This is a genomic window from Streptomyces sp. RFCAC02, assembly GCF_004193175.1.
In the GTDB taxonomy this organism is placed as follows: domain Bacteria; phylum Actinomycetota; class Actinomycetes; order Streptomycetales; family Streptomycetaceae; genus Streptomyces.
In genome coordinates this window covers 1890797-1912853 of record NZ_SAUH01000001.1, presented here as the reverse complement: position 1 = coordinate 1912853, position 22057 = coordinate 1890797, and the positions used below count along the sequence as shown (strand labels likewise).

Genomic DNA, 22057 nt, shown 5'->3' with positions numbered 1-22057 from the left:
GGCCCCACACAGGGGTATTCCCGTCAAGGGGGGCCACCTCCCCGGGGCAACAAGGTACCGTCGTCTTCGGAAAGCATCAGTGCACCGTCTCCCCGGCGGTGCGCAGGCGAAGGGGAAGCACCTCGTGGCACGCATCGGTGATGGCGGCGATCTGCTCAAGTGCTCGTTCTGCGGCAAGAGCCAGAAACAGGTGAAGAAGCTCATCGCGGGTCCGGGGGTCTACATCTGCGACGAGTGCATCGACCTGTGCAACGAGATCATCGAGGAGGAGCTCGCCGAGTCGCCCGACTCCGAGTTGAGCGAGCTGCCCAAGCCGCGCGAGATCTACGACTTCCTGGAGAGCTACGTCGTCGGCCAGGAGAGCGCGAAGAAGGCGCTGTCCGTCGCCGTCTACAACCACTACAAGCGCGTGCGGGCCAGCGAGGCCGACGCGGCGGGCTCGCGTGACGAGGTCATCGAGATCGCCAAGTCGAACATCCTCCTGCTCGGCCCCACCGGCTCGGGCAAGACCCTGCTGGCGCAGACGCTCGCCAGGATGCTGAACGTCCCCTTCGCCATCACCGACGCCACGGCCCTCACCGAGGCCGGCTACGTCGGCGAGGACGTGGAGAACATCCTCCTCAAGCTCATCCAGGCGGCCGACTACGACATCAAGAAGGCCGAGCAGGGGATCATCTACATCGACGAGATCGACAAGGTCGCCCGCAAGAGCGAGAACCCGTCGATCACCCGCGACGTCTCCGGGGAGGGCGTCCAGCAGGCCCTGCTGAAGATCCTGGAGGGCACCACGGCGGCCGTGCCGCCGCAGGGCGGGCGCAAGCACCCGCACCAGGAGTTCCTGCAGATCGACACGTCGAACGTCCTGTTCATCGTGGGCGGCGCCTTCGCCGGCCTCGACGACATCATCCGGGCCAGGTCCGGCGCGCGCGGGATCGGCTTCGGCGCCGACATCCGCTCCAAGCGCGACCGGGACGCGGCCGAGCTCCTCGCGGACGTGCTGCCCGAGGACCTCGTGAAGTACGGCATGATCCCCGAGTTCATCGGGCGGCTGCCGGTCATCACCTCCGTGCACAACCTGGACCGCGAGGCCCTGCTGCGCATCCTCGTCGAGCCGCGCAACGCGCTCGTCAAGCAGTACCAGCGCCTGTTCGAGCTGGACGGCGTGGAGCTGGAGTTCGACCGCCCGGCCCTGGAGGCCATCGCGGACCAGGCGATCCTGCGCCGCACCGGCGCGCGCGGGCTGCGGGCGATCATGGAGGAGGTGCTGATGTCCGTGATGTACGAGGTCCCGTCCCGCCAGGACGTCGGCCAGGTCGTCATCACGGAGGACGTCGTCCGCTCCCACGTGAACCCGACGCTCGTCCCGCGGTCCCGGCTCGCCAAGCAGCGCGGTTCCGGCAGCGGCACCACCCCGCAGGAGAAGACGGCCTGACCCCGGCGCCGGCCGGACGGGGAGACTTCCGGGCCTCCCCCCGGCCCGGGAAGCCGCCCCGCCGTTACTACGCGTCGGTGCCGCTGCCGCCCTCGTCGGGCACCAATGAGGCCGCCCGCATGTCGGCCGAGAGCTGCGCCGCCTCCTCCACGGAGACCTCCACGTCGCCCTGGCCGTTCATCCGCTGCGCCACGATGAAGCCGAGTGTGCTGTCGTCCGCCCACGCGCACACCGGCACCTGCACGGTCTGGCCCTCGAGGAACTGGTCCTGCGTCTCGGCGTACTGGCACTTCATGACCGCGCCGTCCGCCCCGTCGGGGGAGACCTCCTGCGGCTCGCCGAGCAGCGTGATGTCCCCGCCCTGGCTCGCCCCGTAGGCGAACAGCGCGTCCACCGACGTCGCCGGATCGTCCACGGCGCCCCACAGACCGGCCACGAACAGGACGGTCACCTCCTGGTCGCCGAGCTGGTCGGGACCCTGCAGGTCCTCGGCCTCCGCCACGCTGATACCGGCCATGTAGGTCGCCTGCGTGCCCTGGGCGTTCTGCAGGCCCATCTCGGCGAGTCGCTCCGGGTCGGCGTCGCTCGTGTTCTGCGCCGGGGCGGTGAGCGTGAAGTCGCCCTGCGTCTCCGGCAGCTCCAGCCGGTACGCGACGTCGCTGCTGTAGTCGACGCCGCCACCGCCGCCCTCGTCGTCCGAGCCGCCGAACAGGACGATGCCGCCGGCCACCAGGGCGGCGACGACCACGGCCGCGCCGATCAGGAGCCCGGCGTTCCTGCCGCCGCGCCCGCCGCCGCCCGCGGGCGGCATCCCGCCGCCGTACGGCGGCTGACCGTACGGCCCCGGCTGCCCGTAGGGCGCGGGCTGCCCCGGCGCCGCGTACGCGCCCGGCTGGCCCGGCTGACCGGGCTGGCCCGGGTACCCGCCGGACGGCGGTCCGGGCGGGGCCGGCTGCTGCGGGTAGCCGTAGGCGGGGGAGCCCCCGCCGCCGCTGTAGGGGTTGGGACCGGCGGGCTGGCCGTAACCGCCCCCCTGCGGCGCTCCGTACGGGCCGGGCTGCCCGGGCGGCGGACCCTGCGGAGGGTACTGCCCGTAGGGACCCGGCTGGTTGTGACTCATGCGTCTCCCCTCACAAGCCTGCTGGCTGCTGCGCACATCCTGTCGGACAGGATGCGCGTATGTACATCTGACCTGCGCCCCGGCGGCACCCCACCCCGCCGCTCCGGCCGTGTGCCGGAGGCGGGCCGGCGACGCCGCCCCACCGTTCATCCTCGGTCACGACCCGCTTCCCCGCCGACCCGTCGCGTCAGAACTGGTTCGAACCCGGTACACACCGCCTCGTAGACTGGGGCCGTGACCGAGAACACTCAGCCGCCCGCCTCCGGGCACAGCAGCAGTCCCGCCGATCTGCCGACGCAGTACACGCCGGCCGACGTAGAGGGGAAGCTGTACGAGCGCTGGGTGGACCGCGGTTACTTCAGCGCCGACGCCGCGAGCGACAAGCCGCCGTACACGATCGTCATCCCGCCGCCGAACGTCACCGGCAGCCTGCACCTGGGCCACGCCTTCGAGCACACGCTGATCGACGCCCTCACCCGCCGCAAGCGCATGCAGGGCTTCGAGACGCTGTGGCAGCCGGGCATGGACCACGCGGGCATCGCCACGCAGAACCGCGTCGAGCGCGAGCTGGCCAAGGAGGGCCTGTCCCGCCACGACCTGGGCCGTGCGGCGTTCGTCGAGCGCGTCTGGCAGTGGAAGGCCGAGTCCGGCGGCCGGATCTCCGGGCAGATGCGGCGCCTCGGCGACGGCGTGGACTGGGAGCGCGAGCGCTTCACGATGGACGAGGGCCTCTCCCGCGCGGTCCGCGAGATCTTCAAGCGCCTCTACGACGACGGCCTGATCTACCGCGCCGAGCGCATCATCAACTGGTGCCCGCGCTGTCTGACGGCGATCTCCGACATCGAGGTCGAGTACCAGGACGACGACGGCGAACTCGTCTCCATCCGCTACGGCGACGGCGAGGACTCGCTCGTCGTGGCCACCACCCGCGCCGAGACGATGCTCGGCGACACCGCCGTCGCCGTCCACCCCGACGACGAGCGGTACAAGCACCTCGTCGGGCGCCGGATCAAGCTGCCGCTGACCGACCGCACCATCCCGGTCGTCGCCGACGCGCACGTGGACCCCGAGTTCGGCACCGGCGCGGTCAAGGTGACCCCCGCCCACGACCCGAACGACTTCGAGATCGGCCGCCGGCACGACCTGCCGCAGCTCACCGTCATGGACGAGAACGCGGCCATCACCGTGCACGGCCCGTTCCTCGGCATGGACCGGCTGGAGGCCAGGAGCGCCGTCGTCGCCGCGCTGCGCGCGGAGGGCAGGATCGTCGCGGAGAAGCGGCCCTACCAGCACTCCGTCGGGCACTGCTCCCGCTGCCGCACCACGGTCGAGCCGCGCCTGTCGATGCAGTGGTGGGTGAAGGTCGCGCCGCTCGCGAAGGCCGCCGGTGACGCCGTGCGCGACGGCAGCGTCACCATCCACCCGAAGGAGATGTCCTCCCGCTACTTCGAGTGGGTCGACAACCTCCACGACTGGTGCATCTCCCGGCAGTTGTGGTGGGGCCACCGCATCCCCGTCTGGTACGGGCCGGACGGCGAGGTGCGCTGCGTCGGCCCGGACGAGGAGCCGCCGGCGGGCGAGGGCTGGCACCAGGACGGCGACGTGCTCGACACCTGGTTCTCGTCCGGCCTGTGGCCGTTCTCCACGCTCGGCTGGCCGGACCGCACACCGAGCGTCGAGAAGTTCTATCCGAACTCGGTCCTCGTCACCGGCTACGACATCCTGTTCTTCTGGGTCGCCCGGATGATGATGTTCGGCCTGTACGCGATGGACGGCACGCCGCCCTTCCGCACGATCGTGCTGCACGGCATGGTCCGCGACCAGTTCGGCAAGAAGATGTCCAAGTCCTTCGGGAACGCGGTCGATCCCCTCGACTGGATGGACACCTACGGATCGGACGCCGTCCGGTTCACCCTCGCCCGGGGCGCCAACCCCGGCGTGGACGTGCCGATCGGCGAGGACTGGGTCCAGGCGTCCCGCAACTTCGCCAACAAGGTGTGGAACGCCACCCGCTTCGCCCTCATCAACGGCGCCACCGTCGAGGGCGACCTGCCGGAACCGGGCGAGATGACGGCGGCCGACCGGTGGATCCTGTCCCGGCTGAACGCGGTCGTCGCCGAGGCCGACGCCCACTACGACGACTACCAGTTCGCCAAGCTGAGCGACGCCCTGTTCCACTTCGCGTGGGACGAGGTCTTCGACTGGTACGTCGAGCTGTCCAAGACGACGTTCGCCGCCGGCGGCCGGTCCGCCGAGGTCGCGCGCCGTGTCCTCGGCGAGGTGCTCGACGTGACGCTGCGGCTGCTGCACCCGCTGATGCCGTTCGTCACCGACGAGCTGTGGACGACACTCACCGGCGGCGAGTCGGTCGTCGTCGCCGCCTGGCCGGCCGACACGGGGTTCCGCGACCGGGCCGCGGAGGAGGAGCTGGCCGCCGTGCGGCAGCTCGTCACCGAGGTCCGCAGGTTCCGCGCGGACCAGGGCCTCCAGCCCGGCCAGCGCGTCCCCGCCGCGCTCGACCTGTCCGGCACCGGCCTCGCGGCGCACGAGCCGGCCGTGCGCGCCCTGCTGCGCCTCCAGGAGCCGGGGGAGGGGTTCTCGGCCACGGCCACCCTGCCCGTGGCGGGTGCCACCGTGACCCTCGACCTGTCGGGCGCGATCGACTTCGAGGCGGAGCGCAAGCGGCTCACCAAGGACCTGGCCGCCGCCGAGAAGGAGCTGGCGCAGACGTCCGCCAAGCTGGGCAACGAGGCGTTCCTCGCCAAGGCGCCCGAGCACGTGGTGGACAAGATCCGCGGCCGCCGCGCCGCGGCCGAGGAGGACATCGCCCGAATCGGCGCACAGCTCGCACGGCTCCCATAGCGGGACGGCCGGTGCGGGGGCGGCCGAAGCGGACTGTCGGAGGTCCTCCGTAGACTGACCCCGTACGGGGCGGCCGGCTCCGTGAAGGGCAGAAGGCGAACGGAAGATCCAGTGAGTGACAGTCCCGAACCGGACGAGGAGCAGGCGCCGGGCGATCCGTTCGAGGAGATCGTGGCCGCCGAGCGCGACCGCGACCCGGACCTGGCCGTGATCGAGGCGGGCAGTCGCACGCTGCGCGCGCAGTCGGGCGCGCAGCGTGTCGACGACCTGCCCGCCCGCCCGGCCGATCCCGCCGTGGACCGGGCGCTGCGCGAGGTCGAGGCGGAGCTGGCCACACGCTGGCCGGAGACCAAGCTCGACCCGTCCGTGATCCGCATCCAGGCCCTGATGGACGTGCTCGGCGAGCCGCAGCGCTCCTACCCGTCGATCCACATCACCGGGACGAACGGCAAGACCAGCACCGGCCGGATGATCGAGGCGCTGCTCGCCGCCTTCGACCTGCGCACCGGCCGGTACAGCAGCCCGCACGTCCAGTCCATCACCGAGCGGATCAGCCTGGACGGGGCGCCGATCCCGGCGGAGCGGTTCGTCGCCGCCTACGAGGACATCAAGCCGTATGTCGACCTGGTCGACGCCCGGCAGGACTACCGGCTGTCCTTCTTCGAGGTGATGACCGGCATGGCGTACGCCGCCTTCGCCGACGCGCCGGTGGACGTCGCGATCGTCGAGGTCGGCATGGGCGGCACCTGGGACGCCACCAACGTGATCGACGCCCAGGTCGCCGTCATCACCCCCATCTCGCTCGACCACACCGAGCGGCTCGGCGACACGCCCGCGAAGATCGCCGTCGAGAAGTCCGGCATCATCAAGCCCGACGCCCGCGTGGTCCTGGCCCAGCAGCCCGTGGAGGCCGCGTCCGTGGTGCTGCGGCGGGCCGTGGAGGTGGACGCCACCGTGGCCCGCGAGGGCCTGGAGTTCGGCGTCGTCGCGCGGGAGGTCGCCGTCGGCGGGCAGCTCCTGACGCTGCGCGGCCTCGGCGGCGACTACACGGACGTCTTCCTCCCCCTGTACGGCGAGCACATGGCGCACAACGCCGCCGTCGCCCTGGCGGCGGTCGAGGCGTTCTTCGGGGTCGGCGAGGGCCGCGCGCCCGGGCCGCTGGACGCCGACATCGTCCGGTCGGCGTTCGCCTCGGTCACCTCGCCGGGGCGTCTCGAGGTCGTCCGCACCAGCCCCACCGTCATCCTCGACGGCGCGCACAACCCGGGCGGCGCCACGGCCGCCGCGGCGGCCGTCACCGAGGCGTTCGGCTTCAGCCGGCTCGTCGGCGTGGTCGGCGCCAGCGCCGGCAAGGACGTGCGCGGGCTGCTGGAAGCGTTCGAGCCGGTCCTGACCGAGGTCGTCATCACGGAGAACTCCGCCCACCGCGCCATGGACGCCGACGCGCTCGCCGCCGTCGCCGTCGAGGTGTTCGGCGAGGAGCGGGTGCAGGTCGAGCCCCGTCTCGACGACGCCCTGGAGGCGGCCGTCGCGCTCGCCGAGGAGGAGGGCGAGTACGCCGGCGCCGGAGTCCTGGTGACCGGATCCATCATCACGGTCGGGGAGGCCCGGCTGCTGCTCGGAAGGAACCGCTGATGCGCACCCTCTGCGCCAGTACGCTCATCGGGGAGTTCATCGTCATCGGTCTCGCGGGGCTCGTCGCCTCCCGGCTGACCGACGTCTCGGACTCCACGCTGTGGACCGTCAGCGGTGTCGCGATGGCGCTGTCGCTGCTGCTGTGCGGCATGATCACGCGGCGCGGCGGCGTCGAGCTGGGCTGGGTCCTCCAGGTGGGCCTGATCGCGTCCGGCTTCGTGCTGCCGGTGATGTTCGGCCTCGGCGCGGTCTTCGCGGGGCTGTGGTGGGCCTCCATCCACTTCGGGCGGCGCGTGGACGCCCTGAAGGCGGCCCGCGCGGCCGCCGCGGTCTGACCGCCGGGCGGCCCCCGGGCGGGGCCGCCCGCCGCCCCTGTGCGAACACCCGCGCGCCGGGCGGGTACTCTGGCTCCTCCGCCACGATCATCTTTATCCAGGAGCGGTCCGAATGAGCCAGCGCACCCTTGTCCTGCTGAAGCCCGACGCGGTCGGCAGAGGACTCGTCGGCGAGATCATCGGCCGGATCGAGCGCAAGGCGGGGTGGCGGATCACCGCGCTGGAGCTGCGCACACTGGACCGCGCCACCCTGGAGACCCACTACGCGGAGCACGTGGGGCGCCCGTTCTACGAGCCGCTGATCGAGTTCATGTCCTCGGGCCCCAGCGTCGCGCTGGTCGTGGCGGGCGAGCGGGTGATCGAGGGCGTCCGCGCGCTCGCCGGTCCGACGGACCCGATCGCCGCCGGGCCCGGCTCCATTCGGGGGGATTACGGGACGATCGTCCGGGAGAATCTCATTCACGCGTCGGATTCGGAGGAGTCCGCCGAACGCGAGCTGAAGATCTTCTTTCCCGAGCTGGGCTGAGCGGGATTGACCGCGCCTGATCGCGGCTGACCCGGCATCAGGCACTTCCGTGCGCCACGCCCGGTCACCTGAAAGCGGTCGGCCATTCCGGTCGGTAGAGTCGAACGACGGAACCCGTCACCCGAACACCACGTCACCATGACGGAGGGCGGACCGGGTTCCGCCGACAATGGCGAAAGCGGCGCTCCGGCGCTCCGTGTTCGACCGGCGGTGGATACCATGGACGGCACCGCGATCCTCCCCCCGCGTGCGGGAGGGCGCGCCCGGCGCTCCGTTCATCGCACCCCGGCCGATCTCCCCGCACACATCGCTCCAGCCTGGAAGGGCCAGATGCATCCCTATGGCGAACAATATGTCGTTCATCGGTCGTGACATGGCAGTTGACCTCGGGACGGCCAACACGCTGGTGTACGTCAGAGGTCGCGGGATTGTTCTCAACGAGCCGTCCGTCGTCGCCATCAACACCAACACCGGCGGCATTCTGGCGGTCGGCGCCGAGGCGAAGAAGATGATCGGCCGGACCCCCGGCAACATCGTGGCGGTCCGTCCCCTGAAGGACGGCGTCATCGCCGACTTCGAGATCACCGAGCGGATGCTCCGCTACTTCATTCTGAAAATCCACAAGCGGCGTTATCTCGCGCGTCCGCGCGTGGTGGTGTGCGTGCCCTCCGGCATCACCGGTGTGGAGCGCCGTGCGGTCATCGAGGCGTCCACCCAGGCCGGCGCCCGCCAGGTGCACATCATCGAGGAGCCGATGGCCGCGGCGATCGGCTCGGGGCTGCCCGTCCACGAGGCGACCGGCAACATGGTCGTGGACATCGGCGGCGGCACCACCGAGGTGGCCGTGATCTCGCTCGGCGGCATCGTGACGGCGCAGTCGATCCGGGTCGCCGGCGACGAGCTGGACAACGCGATCATCCAGCACATCAAGAAGGAGTACAGCCTCCTCCTCGGTGAGCGGACCGCCGAGAGCATCAAGATCACGATCGGCTCCGCGTTCGACCTGGACGCCGACGAGCACACCGAGATCCGTGGCCGCGACCTCGTCAGCGGCCTGCCGAAGACCGTGGTGATCTCCTCCGCCGAGGTCCGCAAGGCCATGGAGGAGCCGGTCAACGCCATCGTGGACGCGGTCAAGACCACCCTGGACAAGTGCCCGCCGGAGCTGTCGGGCGACGTCATGGACCGGGGCATCGTCCTGACCGGCGGCGGCGCGCTGCTGCGCGGCCTGGACGAGCGGCTGCGCCGCGAGACCGGCATGCCGATCCACATCGCCGAGGATCCGCTGGACTCGGTGGCGCTCGGTTCCGGCAAGTGCGTCGAGGAGTTCGAGGCGCTCCAGCAGGTGCTGGACGCCCAGCCCCGGCGCTGACCCCGGCGTCCGCGCGCGCCCCGTCCGCGCGCGCGGCGGCGCCGGGCCGCGCGGCGGACCAGCCGGCGCCGTCCGCCGGACCACGCACAACCCGACCCCTGCAGAAAGGCACGGCCGCCGCCAGTGAGGGACACCCGAGAGAGCCGGCTGCTTCTCGTCCTGTTGGTCGCCATCGCGTTCGCGCTGATCTCGGTGGACATCCGGGGCGGGGACGACTCCCCGCTCGACGGCCCCAGGGAGGCAGCGGCCTCCCTGTTCGGGCCCGTCGAGGAGGCGGTGTCGGGCGCCGTCGACCCGGTCGCCAACGCCGTCGAGGCCATCCGCGAATCCGGTGACCGGCACGACCGGATCAGCGAGCTGGAGCGCGAGAACGCCGAGCTGCGCCAGCAGCTCGGGTCCGACGCCTACCGCGATTCGCGCATGGAGCAGCTCGACGACCTCCTGCAGACGGCCGGCGCCGGGCAGTACGGCATCGTCGGCGCGCAGGTCATCGCGATCGGCGCCGCGCAGGGCTTCTCCTGGACGGTCACGATCGACGCCGGCACCGACGACGGCATCACCCGCGACATGACGGTCCTGAACGGCGACGGTCTCGTCGGCCGGGTCACCACCGTCGCCGCCGGCACCGCCACCGTGCTCCTCGCGAACGACCCCGGCTTCACCGTCGGCACGCGCCTGGAGGGCAGCGACGAGCTGGGCTTCGCCACCGGACGCGGCGACAACGAGCTGGAGGTCCAGCTCCTCAACCAGCAGGCGCGGGTCGAGGAGGGCGACCGGATGGTCACCTTCGGCTCGGACGACAACAAGCCGTTCGTCCCCGGGGTCCCGGTCGGCGAGGTCGTGAGCGTGGACCGCACGGCGGGCGACCTCACCCGCACGGTGCGCGTCAAGCCCTACGTGTCGTTCACCCAGCTCGACCTGGTGGGCGTCGTCGTCGAGCCGCCGCGCGACAACCCGCGCGACTCCGTCCTCCCGCCGCGCCCCGAGGACGAGCCGCAGAACCGGAGCGCGCCCGCCGAGGGCGACGCCGGTGACGCGGGCGCCGATGCGGGCGAGGACGGCGGGCAGGAGGCCGGCCAGGACCAGCAGGAGGGCGTGCCGCCGCTGGACGACGAGGACGTCCCCGCCGGCGAGCAGCCCGCCGACGCACCGCCGGGCGCCGGCCTCCCGCCGGGCGAACCACCCGCCGAGCAGCAGCCGCAGGCCGGCCAGGACGCCGCCGACGAAGCCCCCACGGAGTGACCGATGCGCGTCTCCCGCACCCTCCTCGCGATCATCCTCGTCGCGGTGGCCCTGGTCGTCCAGGTCAGCGTGCTCTCGCGGCTCGGCCTGCCCGGCGCCGTACCGGACCTGCTGCTGCTCACCGTGCTCGGCCTCGCCCTGGTCTTCGGCCACGTGGGCGGCTGCCTCGTCGGGTTCGGCGCCGGCCTGCTGGCCGACCTCGCCCCGCCCGCCGACCATGCGGTGGGCCGGTACGCCCTGGTGCTCTGCGTCGTCGGCTACGCGGCGGGGCTGACCAGGCCCGAGGGCGGATCCCACCGGTCGGCGACCGTGCCGATGCTCGTCGTCGCGGCCGGCGCGGCCTCCTCCACACTGCTGTACGCCGGTGTCGGCGCCCTCGTCGGTGACACGGCCGCGCGCCATGTCGGCATGACGAACCTGCTGATCACCGCCACCATCTACGACCTGCTGCTGGCCCCGTTCGTCGTGCCGCTGATCATGGCGGCAGCCCGGCGCCTCTCGAACGACCCGCTCGCCGGCGACGGCGGGCCCGGCGGCTCGGGGGACGCGCCGGTGAGCTGGTTCGGCGGGACCGGCACCGGGCTGCGGACGCGCGCGCCGCGCCGCAGCCGCTACGGCAAGGCGGCCCGCTCCGGCGGGTCGCGTTCCACCCTGCTCAGCCGGTCCGCGCGCAACCGGGCCGGGCGTATCAAGGGGGTCAAGCGCCTGTGAGCAACATCCCGGAGACCGGCCGCACATCGCGGATCACGATCCGGCTCGTCGTCATCCAGATACTGGTCCTGTCGCTGCTGCTGACGCTCGGCGGCCGGCTGTGGTATCTGCAGATCCGGCAGGGCGACGAGTACTCGGCCCAGGCGGCGGGCAACCACGTCCAGCAGGTCGTCCAGCCGGCCGTGCGCGGCGCGATCCTGGACGCGCGGGGCGTCCCGATCGCGGACAACGAGACGCGGCTCGTCGTCTCGGCCGACCGCACCGAGCTGAGCAAGCTCCCGGACGACGGCGAGCAGGTCCTCGCCGATGTCGCCGAACTCCTCGGCATGACGGCCGAGGAGGTGCAGAACCGCGTGCGGCTGTGCGACGCCGAGACGCCCCAGCCGTGCTGGAACGGTTCGCCGTACCAGCCGATCCCCATCACGGACGAGGCGACGACGCGGCAGGCCCTGCAGATCCGCGAGCGCACCGAGGACTTCCCGGGCATCTCCGCCGAGCCGACCGCCGTGCGCCGCTACCCGTCGCCCGAGGGCGCGCAGACCGCCCAGGTCCTCGGCTACCTGTCGCCGGTGACGGACGACGAGGTCGCCGAGTCCGAGGACACGGACAACCCGCTGCTGCGCTCCGACCAGATCGGCCGCGCGGGCCTGGAGCGCCAGTACGACGAGTACCTGCGGGGGCAGGCCGGCGTCACACGCTACGAGGTGGACAAGTTCGGCCGGGTCCTCGGCCAGTCGGAGAGCGAGGCCGCGCGCGCCGGCTCCTCGCTGGTGACGACGATCGACTCGCGCGTGCAGGCCGTCGTGGAGCAGGAGCTGGCCCAGGCCATGGAGACGGCCCGCCAGCAGTACGACGACATCTCCGGCCGCAACTACGAGGCGCAGGCCGGCTCCGCCGTCGTCCTGGAGAACGACACGGGCCGCGTCGTCGCGATGGCGTCGGCGCCCGACTACGACCCGAACGTCTGGGTCGGCGGCATCTCCACGGACGACTACGCGGAGCTGACCGACGAGGAGTCCGAGTACCCGCTGCTGAACCGCGCCATCATGGGGCAGGGGCCGCCCGGTTCGACGTTCAAGGTGGTCACCTCCACGGCGGCGCTGCGCGCGGGCTACAGCTGGGAGGGGCCGTACGACTGCTCGTCGTCGTACAGCATCGGCAGCCAGACGTTCCGCAACTTCGAGTCGTCCTCGTACGGGCCGATCAGCCTCGGCCGCGCGATCGAGGTCTCCTGCAACACCGTCTTCTACGGCATCGCGCACCGCGAGTGGCAGGCCGACGGCGGGAACAACCCGGTGGACGACCCCGACGACTGGCTGTTCCGCACGGCCCACGACTTCGGGCTCGGCGAGCCGACCGGCATCGACCTGCCCGACGAGGCCGCGGGCCGCATCCCGGACCGCGAGTGGAAGCAGGAGTACTGGGAGGCCAACAAGGACGAGTGGTGCGAGATCGCCGAGTCCGACCGCGAGGACTACGCGGCCAGGATCGCCCGCGAGAACTGCACCGAGGGCATGCGGATGCGCGCCGGTGACATGCTCAACTTCTCCATCGGCCAGGGCGACGTGCTCGTCACCCCGATACAGCTCGCCAGCGTCTACGCGGCCCTCGGCAACGGCGGCACGCTCTACCAGCCGCAGGTCGGCCGCGCCATCGTCGGCCCCGACGGCACGGTGGAGGAGGAGTTCGAGCCGCAGGAGAACGGCGAACTCCCGGTCGACGACGAGATGCTCGACCACCTGCGCGACGCCACCGAGAGCGTGATCACGGTGGGCAGCGCGGCGTGGAAGTTCGGCGGCTGGCCGCAGGACGAGATCCCGCTGCACGGCAAGACCGGCACCGCGGAGGCGTCCGGCGACCAGCAGACCACCTCGTGGCTCGCGACGTACTCCGACGACTACACGGTCGTCATGACGATCTCCCAGGCCGGTACGGGTTCCGGCGCGTCCGGTGACGCCGTGCGCCACATCTGGGAGGCCATCTACGGCGTCCAGGGCGGAACCGTGGACGACGACGCCGCGCTGCTGCCCGAGCCCAACCGCGACCTGCCCCGGATCGACGACACCGGCGCGATCGTCCCGCAGCGCGACGACGAGGACCGGTGACCGTGACGGCCGACATATCCACGACGATGCCGGCGGCGAGCGGGGAGGCGGACGGGTGAGCGTGCGCAACCTGACCATCGACCGGCTCGCCCCGCGCAGGAGCGGCTGGCGCAGGCTCGCGGCCCGCGACTCCGTGGCCCGCCGGATCGACTGGCTGCTCCTGCTCGCCGCGCTCGCCCTCTCGGGCGCCGGCACCGTCCTGATCTACTCGGCGACCCGCAACCGCACCGGCATCACCGAGGGCGACCCCGAGTTCTTCCTCATACGCCAGATCATCAATCTGGCGATCGGCGTCGCCCTCGCCGCCGGCGTCATGTGGCTCGGCCACCAGCGGCTCCGCAGCGCGGCCCCCGTCCTGTTCGCGCTCTCCCTCGGCGCGATGCTCCTCGTCTTCACGCCGCTCGGCACCGAGATCAACGGGCAGCGCGCCTGGATATCGATCGGCGGCTACACGCTCCAGCCCGGCGAGTTCGCGAAGGTCGCGATCATCCTCGGGATGGCCGTGATCCTCTCCGACCAGGTCGACGCCGGGGACCGCGAGTTCCCCGGCACCCGGGCCGTGCTGCAGGCCCTCGGGCTCGCCGCGGCCCCGCTGGCCGTCGTCGTCGTGGACGACATGGGCATGGCCATGGTCCTCAGCTTCATCGTGCTGGGCATCCTGCTGGCGTCCGGGGCGCCCCTGCGCTGGTCCCTCGGCCTCATCGGCGCCGGCATCGCGGCCGGCACCGCGGTGTGGCTGCTCGGCCTCCTCGACAGCTACCAGATCGACCGCTTCGCCGCCTTCGCCGACCCCTCGCGCGACCCGTCCGGCGTCGGCTACAACACGAACCAGGCCAGGATCGCCATCGGCTCCGGCGGGATGTACGGCAAGGGCCTCTTCCAGGGGACCCAGACCACCGGCCAGTTCGTCCCCGAGCAGCACACCGACTTCATCTTCACCGTCGCGGGCGAGGAGCTCGGATTCGTCGGCGCGGGCGGCATCATCCTCGTCATCGGCATCGTGCTGTGGCGGGCGCTGCGCATCGCCCGCGAGTCGACGGACCTGTACAGCACCGTCATCGCGGCCGGCGTCGTGGCGTGGATGGCGTTCCAGTGCTTCGAGAACATCGGCATGGCCCTCGGCATCATGCCGGTCGCCGGCGTGCCGCTGCCGTTCCTGTCGTACGGGGGCACCGCCATGTTCGCGTCCTGGATCGCCATCGGGCTGCTCCAGTCGATCCGGCTGAAGCGCCCGCCGGCCGCCCCCTGACTCGCCCGCGCGGCGGCCCCGCGCGCTGCCGGTACGCTGAATGGTCCGCACGGACCCCGATCCCCACACGCTCCCCGGAAGGCGCAGCCATGCCAGTCGAGTCGGTCTTCCCGCGCCTGGAGGCCCTGCTCCCGCACGTCCAGAAGCCGATCCAGTACGTGGGCGGCGAGCTCAACTCCACCGTGAAGGAGTGGGACGCCTGCGACGTCCGGTGGGCACTGATGTACCCGGACGCCTACGAGGTCGGCCTCCCCAACCAGGGCGTCATGATCCTCTACGAGGTCCTGAACGAGCGCGACGGCGTCCTCGCCGAGCGCACCTACAGCGTGTGGCCGGATCTGGAGGAGCTGATGCGCGAGCACGGCGTCCCCCAGTTCACGGTCGACGGGCACCGGCCGGTGGGCGCGTTCGACGTGCTGGGCGTGTCGTTCTCCACCGAGCTGGGCTACACCAACCTCCTCACCGCGCTCGACCTGTCCGGCATCCCGCTGTCGGCGGCCGACCGCACCGAGGACCACCCGATCGTGGTGGCCGGCGGGCACGCCGCGTTCAACCCGGAGCCGATCGCCGAGTTCATCGACTGCGCGGTGCTCGGGGACGGCGAGCAGGCCGTCATCGACATCACGGAGGTCGTGCGCGCCTGGAAGGCCGAGGGCCGCCCCGACGGCCGCACCGGGCTGCTGCTGCGCCTCGCGCGCACCGGCGGGGTGTACGTGCCGGGCTTCTACGACGTCGAGTATCTGCCGGACGGCCGGATCGGCCGCGTCGTGCCGAACCGGTCCGGCGTCCCGTGGCGTGTGTCCAAGCACACGGTGATGGACCTGGACTCCTGGCCGTACCCGAAGAAGCCGCTCGTGCCGCTCGCCGAGACGGTGCACGAGCGGATGTCGGTGGAGATCTTCCGCGGCTGCACGCGCGGCTGCCGGTTCTGCCAGGCCGGCATGATCACCCGGCCGGTGCGCGAGCGGTCCATCACCGGCATCGGCGACATGGTGGAGCGCGGCCTCGCCGCGACCGGCTTCGAGGAGGTCGGCCTGCTGTCGCTGTCGTCGGCGGACCACAGCGAGATCGCCGACATCGCCGGGGGGCTCGCCGACCGGTACGAGGCGGACAAGATCGGCCTGTCCCTGCCGTCCACCCGCGTCGACGCGTTCAACATCGACCTGGCGAACGAGCTGACCCGCAACGGCCGCAGGTCCGGCCTCACCTTCGCGCCCGAGGGCGGCAGCGAGCGCATCCGCAAGGTGATCAACAAGATGGTCTCCGAGGACGACCTGATCCGCACCGTCGCCACCGCGTACGGCAACGGCTGGCGCCAGGTCAAGCTGTACTTCATGTGCGGCCTGCCCACCGAGACCGACGAGGACGTCCTCCAGATCGCCGACATGGCGGTCAAGGTCATCGCGAAGGGCCGTGAGGTGTCCGGCTCCAACGACATCCGCTGCACCGTGTCCATCGGCGGCTTCGTGCCGAAGCCGCACACCCCGTTCCAGTGGGCGCCGCAGCTCTCCGCCGAGGAGACCGACGCGCGCCTCGCGAAGCTCCGCGACCGCATCCGCGGCGACAAGCGCTACGGCCGCTCCATCGGCTTCCGGTACCACGACGGCAAGCCGGGCATCGTCGAGGGCCTGCTGTCCCGCGGCGACCGCCGCGTCGGCGCGGTCGTCCGGGCCGTGTACGAGGCGGGCGGCCGGTTCGACGGCTGGCGCGAGTACTTCTCCTACGACCAGTGGATGAAGGCGGCGGAGGGGGCGCTGGCGCCGTTCGGCGTCGATGTCGACTGGTACACGACCCGCGAGCGCTCCTACGAGGAGGTCCTGCCGTGGGACCACCTCGACTCCGGTCTCGACAAGGACTGGCTGTGGGACGACTGGCAGGACGCGCTCGACGAGACGGAGGTCGAGGACTGCCGCTGGACCCCGTGCTTCGACTGCGGCGTGTGCCCCGCGATGGGCACCGGGATCGAGATCGGTCCCACGGGCAGGAAGCTGCTGCCGCTGTCGGTGAAGCAGTAGGTCCGGCCGGTGCGGAGGGGACGCGGGCGGCGCTTCCCTCCGCCGGGACGCGCCGGCCCGGACGGCATGAACGGGTACGGGCGGGGCACCGGCACGGCGGGCCGGGGTGCTCCGTCGTGGGGGCGCGCCGGGCTGCACGTAACCTTGGGGGTGAGGCAACGGCACGCCGTCCGGCGGGCCGGCCCGACCCGACCACGACCGAGCACGCGAGGGACTGACCACAACTGGGCAAGCGACAGCCCGTAGGCCCGCCGCCCGCACCCGCGGTGCAGCGCATCCGACTGCGCTACACCAAGCGGGGCCGCCTGCGATTCACCAGCCACCGCGACTTCCAGCGCGCCTTCGAGCGGGCGCTGCGCCGGGCCGCCGTGCCCATGGCGTACTCGGCGGGATTCACCCCGCACCCGAAGGTCTCCTACGCGAACGCGGCGCCCACCGGCACCGCGAGCGAGGCGGAGTACCTGGAGATCGCCCTGAGCGCGCCCCGCGACCCGGAGGCGCTGCGGGCCGGCCTCGACACGTCGCTGCCGCCCGGCCTCGACGTCATCGACGCCGTCGAGGCGCGGACCGCCGACTTCGCCGAGCGGCTCACCGCGTCGCTGTGGGAGCTGCGCCTCGACGGCGTGGAGCCCGAGCGGGCTGCCGGGGCGGTGGCGGCGTTCCTCGCGGCGGACGCGGTCGAGGTGCGGCGGCAGACCAAGAAGGGGCTGCGCTCCTTCGACGCGCGGGCCGCAGTGGTCTCGCTCACGGCCGGATCCGGGGCCGGTGACGGCGCCGTGGGCGGACCCGATGGGACGGGGACCCGCCCTTGTGCGATACTGCGCCTGGTAGTACGGCACCTCACACCTGCCGTACGACCAGACGACGTCCTGTCCGGTCTCCGCGCTGCGGCCGGCCTGGCGCCGCCGGTCCCCGCAGGGGTGACGAGGCTGGCGCAGGGGCCGCTCGATGAGGAGACCGGCACGGTGACCGACCCGCTCGCGCCCGACCGCGACGCCGCCTTGGCCGCCCCACCCACGGCCGCCGGGCAGCAGGCCGCGGCGGCGCCGGAGCTCGCCGGGCAGTGACGCCGTTGCCGCGCCGCCGAACAGGCTGGGTGCCAGGGAGCCACTCGGGCACCGCCGTTTCCGGGCGACGCACCGACCAGAGGACTTTCGCCGTAGCCAGGCCCTGACGGACTGGAACCGGCGAGCTACACGACAGCTCCCGAGCGGCGCCCGCCGTCACAGGCGAGGCGCCCGGGAGCGTGACGGGAGAACCGCCCGCATGCACGAGCCGAACGAACCCGCGGAAGCGGACAACACAGAACGCGTCGAGACCGACCGTACGGACGACACCACCAGCCCCAGCGACACCCTTCCCCCGCGCCGCAGGCGCCGCGCCACGCGCCCGGCCGCGGCGCCCGAGCCGGCCGCGGCCGGTGGCGAGGACGAGGTGACGCGCGTCACCGGCGAGGCCGAGGAGGCGCCGCCGGCGCCGCGCCGCCGCCGTGCGACGCGCGCCGCGTCCGCCGCCACGGCCGATGACGGCACCGGCGACGCCCCGGCGCCAGCCCGGCGCCGCAGGACCACGAAGACGGCCGCCGCTGCCGCCCCGGAGCCGGCCGCCGAGCCGACGGCCGCCGAGGACCCGGTGGTCCCCGACCCGGGCACCGCCCCGCCCCCGCCGGACGAGACCCCGGCGCCGCGCCGCCGCCGTGCGACGCGCGCCGCGTCCGCTCCCGCCGCCGAGGCCGGTGCCGAAGCGGTCGCCGAGCCCGAGCCGGCCGCTCCGCGCCGTCGCCGCGCCACCCGTGCGGCCACGTCCCCGGAGGCCACCGAGCCGGCGCCCGCCGCGGTGATCGAGGTGCCGGAGCCGGCCGAGGAGTCGCCGGAGGCCGAGGCGGCCGCCGTGTCGGAGGTGGCCGAGCCGGCCGCTCCGCGCCGCCGGCGCCGCGCGACACGCGGTGTCGCGACCCCCGAGGCCGTGGCCTCCGAGCCCGCGGCCGTGGTCGAGGTCCCCGAGGCGGCCGAGGAGTCGCCGGAGGCCGAGGCGGCCGCCGTGTCGGAGGTGGCCGAGCCGGCCGCTCCGCGCCGTCGCCGCCGTGCCACACGCGGTGTCGCGACCCCCGAGGCCGTCGCTGCCGAGCCCGCCGGCGCCGCCGCCGAGGAAGCAGCCGAGGCCGCCGCACCGGCGGAGGAGGCCGCGCCGCGCCGCCGGCGCCGTGCCACGCGCGCGGCGGCGGCACCCGAGACCGTCGCCTCCGAGGCCGCGGCCGTGGTCGAGGTGCCGGAGCCGGCCGAGGAGTCGCCGGAGGCCGAGGCGGCCGCCGTGTCGGAGGTGGCCGAGCCGGCCGCTCCGCGCCGCCGGCGCCGTGCCACCCGCGATGTGGCCGCGCCCGGGGCCGACGAGGAGCCGAAGGCGGCCGAGGCCGCCGCACCGGCGGAGGAGGCCGCGCCGCGCCGTCGCCGCCGTGCCACCCGCGGTGCCGAGGCCCCCGAACCCGTCGCCGAGGAGACGACCGCGCCGCAGGAGGAGACCGCGCCGCGCCGTCGCCGCCGGGGCGGCGACGAGCGGGCCGAGCCCGCCCGGACCTCCGACACCGGGCACCCGGTGACGGCACCGGCGGCCCCGGTCGCCGTGTTCCAGGCCCCCGTGTTCCAGGCGCCCATGTTCCAGACGCCGCAGCGCGCGGCCGAGGAGGCCGCCGCCGGCCGCGGACGCGCCGACGAGGACGAGCACGAGGACGGCTACGAGGACGAGGCCGCCTGGGACGCCGAGGAAGCGGGCGGTACCACGGCCGACGACACCGGCGCCGAGGACGAGGCGTACGCCGCCGACCGGCCCGCGCGCCGCCGGCGCAGGGGCGGCCGCCGCCGCCGCAGGGGCGAGACCGCCGAGCGCGCCGCCGAGGCGGCGGCCGGCGGCCAGGAGCGGGACGAGGCGCCCGAGCGCGCCTTCGCCGAGGACGAGCGGCCGGCGGACCACGCCGAGCCGGACACCGCGGAGCCCGCCGACACCGGCGACGAGGCCGACCACGACTCCGGGGCGGCCGACGAGGCCGGCGGCTCCCGCCGCCGGCGGCGCAGGCGCCGCCGCAGCGGCGACGGCGAGGGCGCGGCCGAGCCCGTCGCCGCCGACGACCCGGAGCGCACCGTCATCAAGGTCCGCGAGCCGCGCCGCAAGCGCGACGAGACGGCCGAGAGCGCGGACGGCGTGCAGTCCATCAAGGGCTCGACCCGTCTGGAGGCGAAGAAGCAGCGCCGCCGCGAGGGCCGCGAGCAGGGCCGCCGCCGGGCGCCCATCATCACCGAGGCGGAGTTCCTGGCGCGCCGGGAGTCCGTCGAGCGGGTCATGGTCGTGCGGGAGAGCGGCGAGCGCACCCAGATCGGCGTGCTGGAGGACAACGTCCTCGTCGAGCACTTCGTCAACAAGGAGCAGTCCGCCAGCTACGTCGGCAACGTCTACCTCGGCAAGGTCCAGAACGTCCTGCCGTCCATGGAGGCGGCGTTCGTCGACATCGGCAAGGGCCGCAACGCCGTCCTGTACGCCGGTGAGGTCAACTTCGAGGCCCTCGGCCTCGGCCACGGCCCGCGCCGCATCGAGACCGCGCTGAAGTCCGGCCAGCCCGTCCTCGTCCAGGTGACCAAGGACCCCATCGGTCACAAGGGCGCGCGGCTCACGAGCCAGATCTCGCTGCCGGGCCGCTACCTGGTCTATGTCCCCGAGGGGTCGATGACCGGCATCAGCCGCAAGCTGCCCGACACCGAGCGTGCCCGGCTGAAGCAGATCCTGAAGCGGATCGTCCCCGAGGACGCCGGCGTCATCGTGCGCACCGCCGCCGAGGGCGCCACCGAGGCCGAGCTCACGCGCGACGTGGAGCGGCTCCAGGCGCAGTGGGAGGAGATCCGGAAGAAGGCGAAGAAGGGCAACGCGCCGTCCCTCCTGTACGGCGAGCCGGACATGACCGTCCGTGTCGTCCGGGACATCTTCAACGAGGACTTCTCCAAGGTCATCGTCAGCGGTGACGACGCCTGGGAGACGATCCACGGCTATGTCTCGCACGTGGCGCCCGACCTCGTGGACCGGCTCCAGCGGTGGACGTCCGAGGTCGACGTGTTCGCGACCTACCGGATCGACGAGCAGCTCGCGAAGGCCCTGGACCGGAAGGTGTGGCTGCCGAGCGGTGGTTCGCTCGTCATCGACCGCACCGAGGCGATGGTCGTCATCGACGTCAACACCGGCCGGTTCACCGGTCAGGGCGGCAACCTCGAGGAGACCGTCACCCGGAACAACCTGGAGGCGGCCGAGGAGATCGTCCGGCAGCTCCGGCTGCGCGACCTCGGCGGCATCATCGTGATCGACTTCATCGACATGGTGCTGGAGTCCAACCGCGACCTCGTGCTGCGGCGGCTCCTCGAATGCCTGGGTCGTGACCGGACCAAGCACCAGGTCGCCGAGGTGACGTCGCTCGGCCTCGTCCAGATGACGCGCAAGCGCGTCGGGCAGGGCCTGCTCGAGTCGTTCTCCGAGCCCTGTGTGCACTGCAACGGCCGCGGTGTCATCGTCCACGTCGACCACGGGCAGGTACCGGGCGGCGGCGGTGCCGGCCGCAAGGGCCGCAAGCGCGGCAAGGGCGGCGCCGAGCAGCAGGCCGAGCCGGCCGTGCGGGAGACGCCCGCCGAGCAGGCGCCCGTGGCCGAGGAGCCGGCGGTGGAGGAGCCGGTGGCCGAGGAGCCGGAGCCGCAGGCCCCGGTGGCGGAGACCCCGGCGGCCGAGGCCCCGGAGGCTCCGGCCACCGAGGAGGCCGGGCCGCGCCGCAGGCGTCGCGTCACCCGCAAGGTGAGCGCGCCCGCCGGGCCGCCCAGGAGTGCCGGTGCGGCGGCGGAGGAGGTCGTCCTCCCCGCCGGTCCCGCGACGGCCGGGCCCGAGCCGGCTCCCGCCGCCGAGGCCGAGGCCGAGCCTGCGCCCCGGCGCGGCGCCCGCAAGGTGACGGTCCCGGCCGGCTCGCCGCGGACCACGGCGGAGCCCGAGGTCGTCGTCGTGCCGGCCACGGCCGCCACCACGGCTCCCGAGCCGGCGGCAGCGGCCGACGAGCCCGCGGACGGGGCCGGTTCCGGCACCGCCGACGTCGTCCCGCCGCCCCGGCGGCGGGCGGTGCGGCGCGCGTCGGCCCCGGCCGGTTCGCCCGAGGGCGCGACCGAGGCCGTCATCACGGTCGTCCCGGCCGGCACGAAGAAGACGGCGGCCAGGAAGACGGCCAAGAAGGCCGCGGCGAAGAAGACGGCGGCCAAGACCACCGCGAAGAAGACGGCGGCCAAGAAGACCACCAAGAAGGCCGCCACGAAGAAGACGGTCAAGAAGACCGCGGCCAAGAAGTCCGCCAAGGCGGCCGCGGCCGAGGCGGCGCCGCCGCCCTCGGTGTCCGCATCCGCCGACGAGTGACCCCCGGGAGGCGCCGGTGGGACGGTGAT

At 73.2% G+C, this 22057-nt stretch carries 14 protein-coding genes; 13 read left to right on the top strand and 1 reads right to left on the bottom strand.

Translation table 11 applies throughout. The annotated features are described in order from the left end of the window. Positions 1 to 124 precede the first annotated feature (124 nt). Positions 125 to 1432, top strand: coding sequence for an ATP-dependent Clp protease ATP-binding subunit ClpX (gene clpX, locus EMA09_RS08720; RefSeq protein ID WP_129840497.1), 1308 nt, complete (start codon positions 125 to 127; stop codon positions 1430 to 1432). A gap of 67 nt (positions 1433 to 1499) precedes the next feature. Here the strand turns inward: clpX and EMA09_RS08715 are convergent, their stop codons facing one another. Beyond that, a complete protein-coding gene (locus EMA09_RS08715) occupies positions 1500 to 2552 on the bottom strand; it encodes a hypothetical protein (RefSeq protein WP_129840495.1) in 1053 nt (350 codons plus the stop codon). Positions 2553 to 2786: 234 nt separating this feature from the next. On the opposite strand from EMA09_RS08715, the gene EMA09_RS08710 reads away from it, so the two are divergent. From EMA09_RS08710 to EMA09_RS08655, 12 genes are all read left to right on the top strand, one after another. Then, positions 2787 to 5414 carry a valine--tRNA ligase gene (locus tag EMA09_RS08710; protein ID WP_129840493.1) on the top strand — a complete coding sequence of 876 codons (2628 nt, stop codon included), beginning with the start codon at positions 2787 to 2789 and terminating at the stop codon, positions 5412 to 5414. Positions 5415 to 5525: 111 nt separating this feature from the next. Continuing rightward, positions 5526 to 7049 carry a folylpolyglutamate synthase/dihydrofolate synthase family protein gene (locus EMA09_RS08705; RefSeq protein ID WP_129840491.1) on the top strand — a complete coding sequence of 508 codons (1524 nt, stop codon included), beginning with the start codon at positions 5526 to 5528 and terminating at the stop codon, positions 7047 to 7049. Next, on the top strand, positions 7049 to 7384 hold the full coding sequence (locus tag EMA09_RS08700; RefSeq protein WP_129840489.1) for a DUF4233 domain-containing protein: 336 nt from the start codon (positions 7049 to 7051) through the stop codon (positions 7382 to 7384). Before EMA09_RS08705 ends, EMA09_RS08700 begins: the two co-directional genes overlap by 1 nt. A 112-nt stretch (positions 7385 to 7496) precedes the next feature. Beyond that, complete coding sequence (gene ndk / locus EMA09_RS08695) at positions 7497 to 7910, top strand: nucleoside-diphosphate kinase (RefSeq protein ID WP_129840487.1); 414 nt, start codon at positions 7497 to 7499, stop codon at positions 7908 to 7910. Between the two features lie 352 nt (positions 7911 to 8262). Beyond that, positions 8263 to 9282 carry a rod shape-determining protein gene (locus tag EMA09_RS08690; protein WP_129840485.1) on the top strand — a complete coding sequence of 340 codons (1020 nt, stop codon included), beginning with the start codon at positions 8263 to 8265 and terminating at the stop codon, positions 9280 to 9282. A gap of 123 nt (positions 9283 to 9405) precedes the next feature. Next, positions 9406 to 10524 (top strand): rod shape-determining protein MreC, encoded by a 1119-nt coding sequence (mreC, locus tag EMA09_RS08685; protein ID WP_129840483.1) that lies wholly within the window; start codon positions 9406 to 9408, stop codon positions 10522 to 10524. Positions 10525 to 10527: 3 nt separating this feature from the next. Then, entirely contained in the window at positions 10528 to 11235 is a 708-nt protein-coding gene (mreD, locus tag EMA09_RS08680; protein WP_129840481.1) for a rod shape-determining protein MreD, read from the top strand. After that, positions 11232 to 13340: a penicillin-binding protein 2 gene (gene mrdA, locus EMA09_RS08675; RefSeq protein WP_129840479.1), complete on the top strand. Its 2109-nt coding sequence runs from the start codon at positions 11232 to 11234 to the stop codon at positions 13338 to 13340. Before mreD ends, mrdA begins: the two co-directional genes overlap by 4 nt. A gap of 55 nt (positions 13341 to 13395) precedes the next feature. Then, on the top strand, positions 13396 to 14589 hold the full coding sequence (locus EMA09_RS08670) for an FtsW/RodA/SpoVE family cell cycle protein (protein WP_129840477.1): 1194 nt from the start codon (positions 13396 to 13398) through the stop codon (positions 14587 to 14589). An 89-nt stretch (positions 14590 to 14678) separates the two neighbouring features. Next, complete coding sequence (locus EMA09_RS08665; RefSeq protein ID WP_129840475.1) at positions 14679 to 16604, top strand: TIGR03960 family B12-binding radical SAM protein; 1926 nt, start codon at positions 14679 to 14681, stop codon at positions 16602 to 16604. A 266-nt stretch (positions 16605 to 16870) separates the two neighbouring features. Continuing rightward, on the top strand, positions 16871 to 17671 hold the full coding sequence (locus tag EMA09_RS08660) for a TIGR03936 family radical SAM-associated protein (RefSeq protein WP_129840473.1): 801 nt from the start codon (positions 16871 to 16873) through the stop codon (positions 17669 to 17671). 199 nt (positions 17672 to 17870) lie between these two features. Further along, the gene (locus tag EMA09_RS08655; protein ID WP_129840471.1) at positions 17871 to 22028 is read left to right on the top strand and encodes an Rne/Rng family ribonuclease; all 4158 of its coding nucleotides are present in this window, start codon (positions 17871 to 17873) and stop codon (positions 22026 to 22028) included. Positions 22029 to 22057 lie beyond the last annotated feature (29 nt).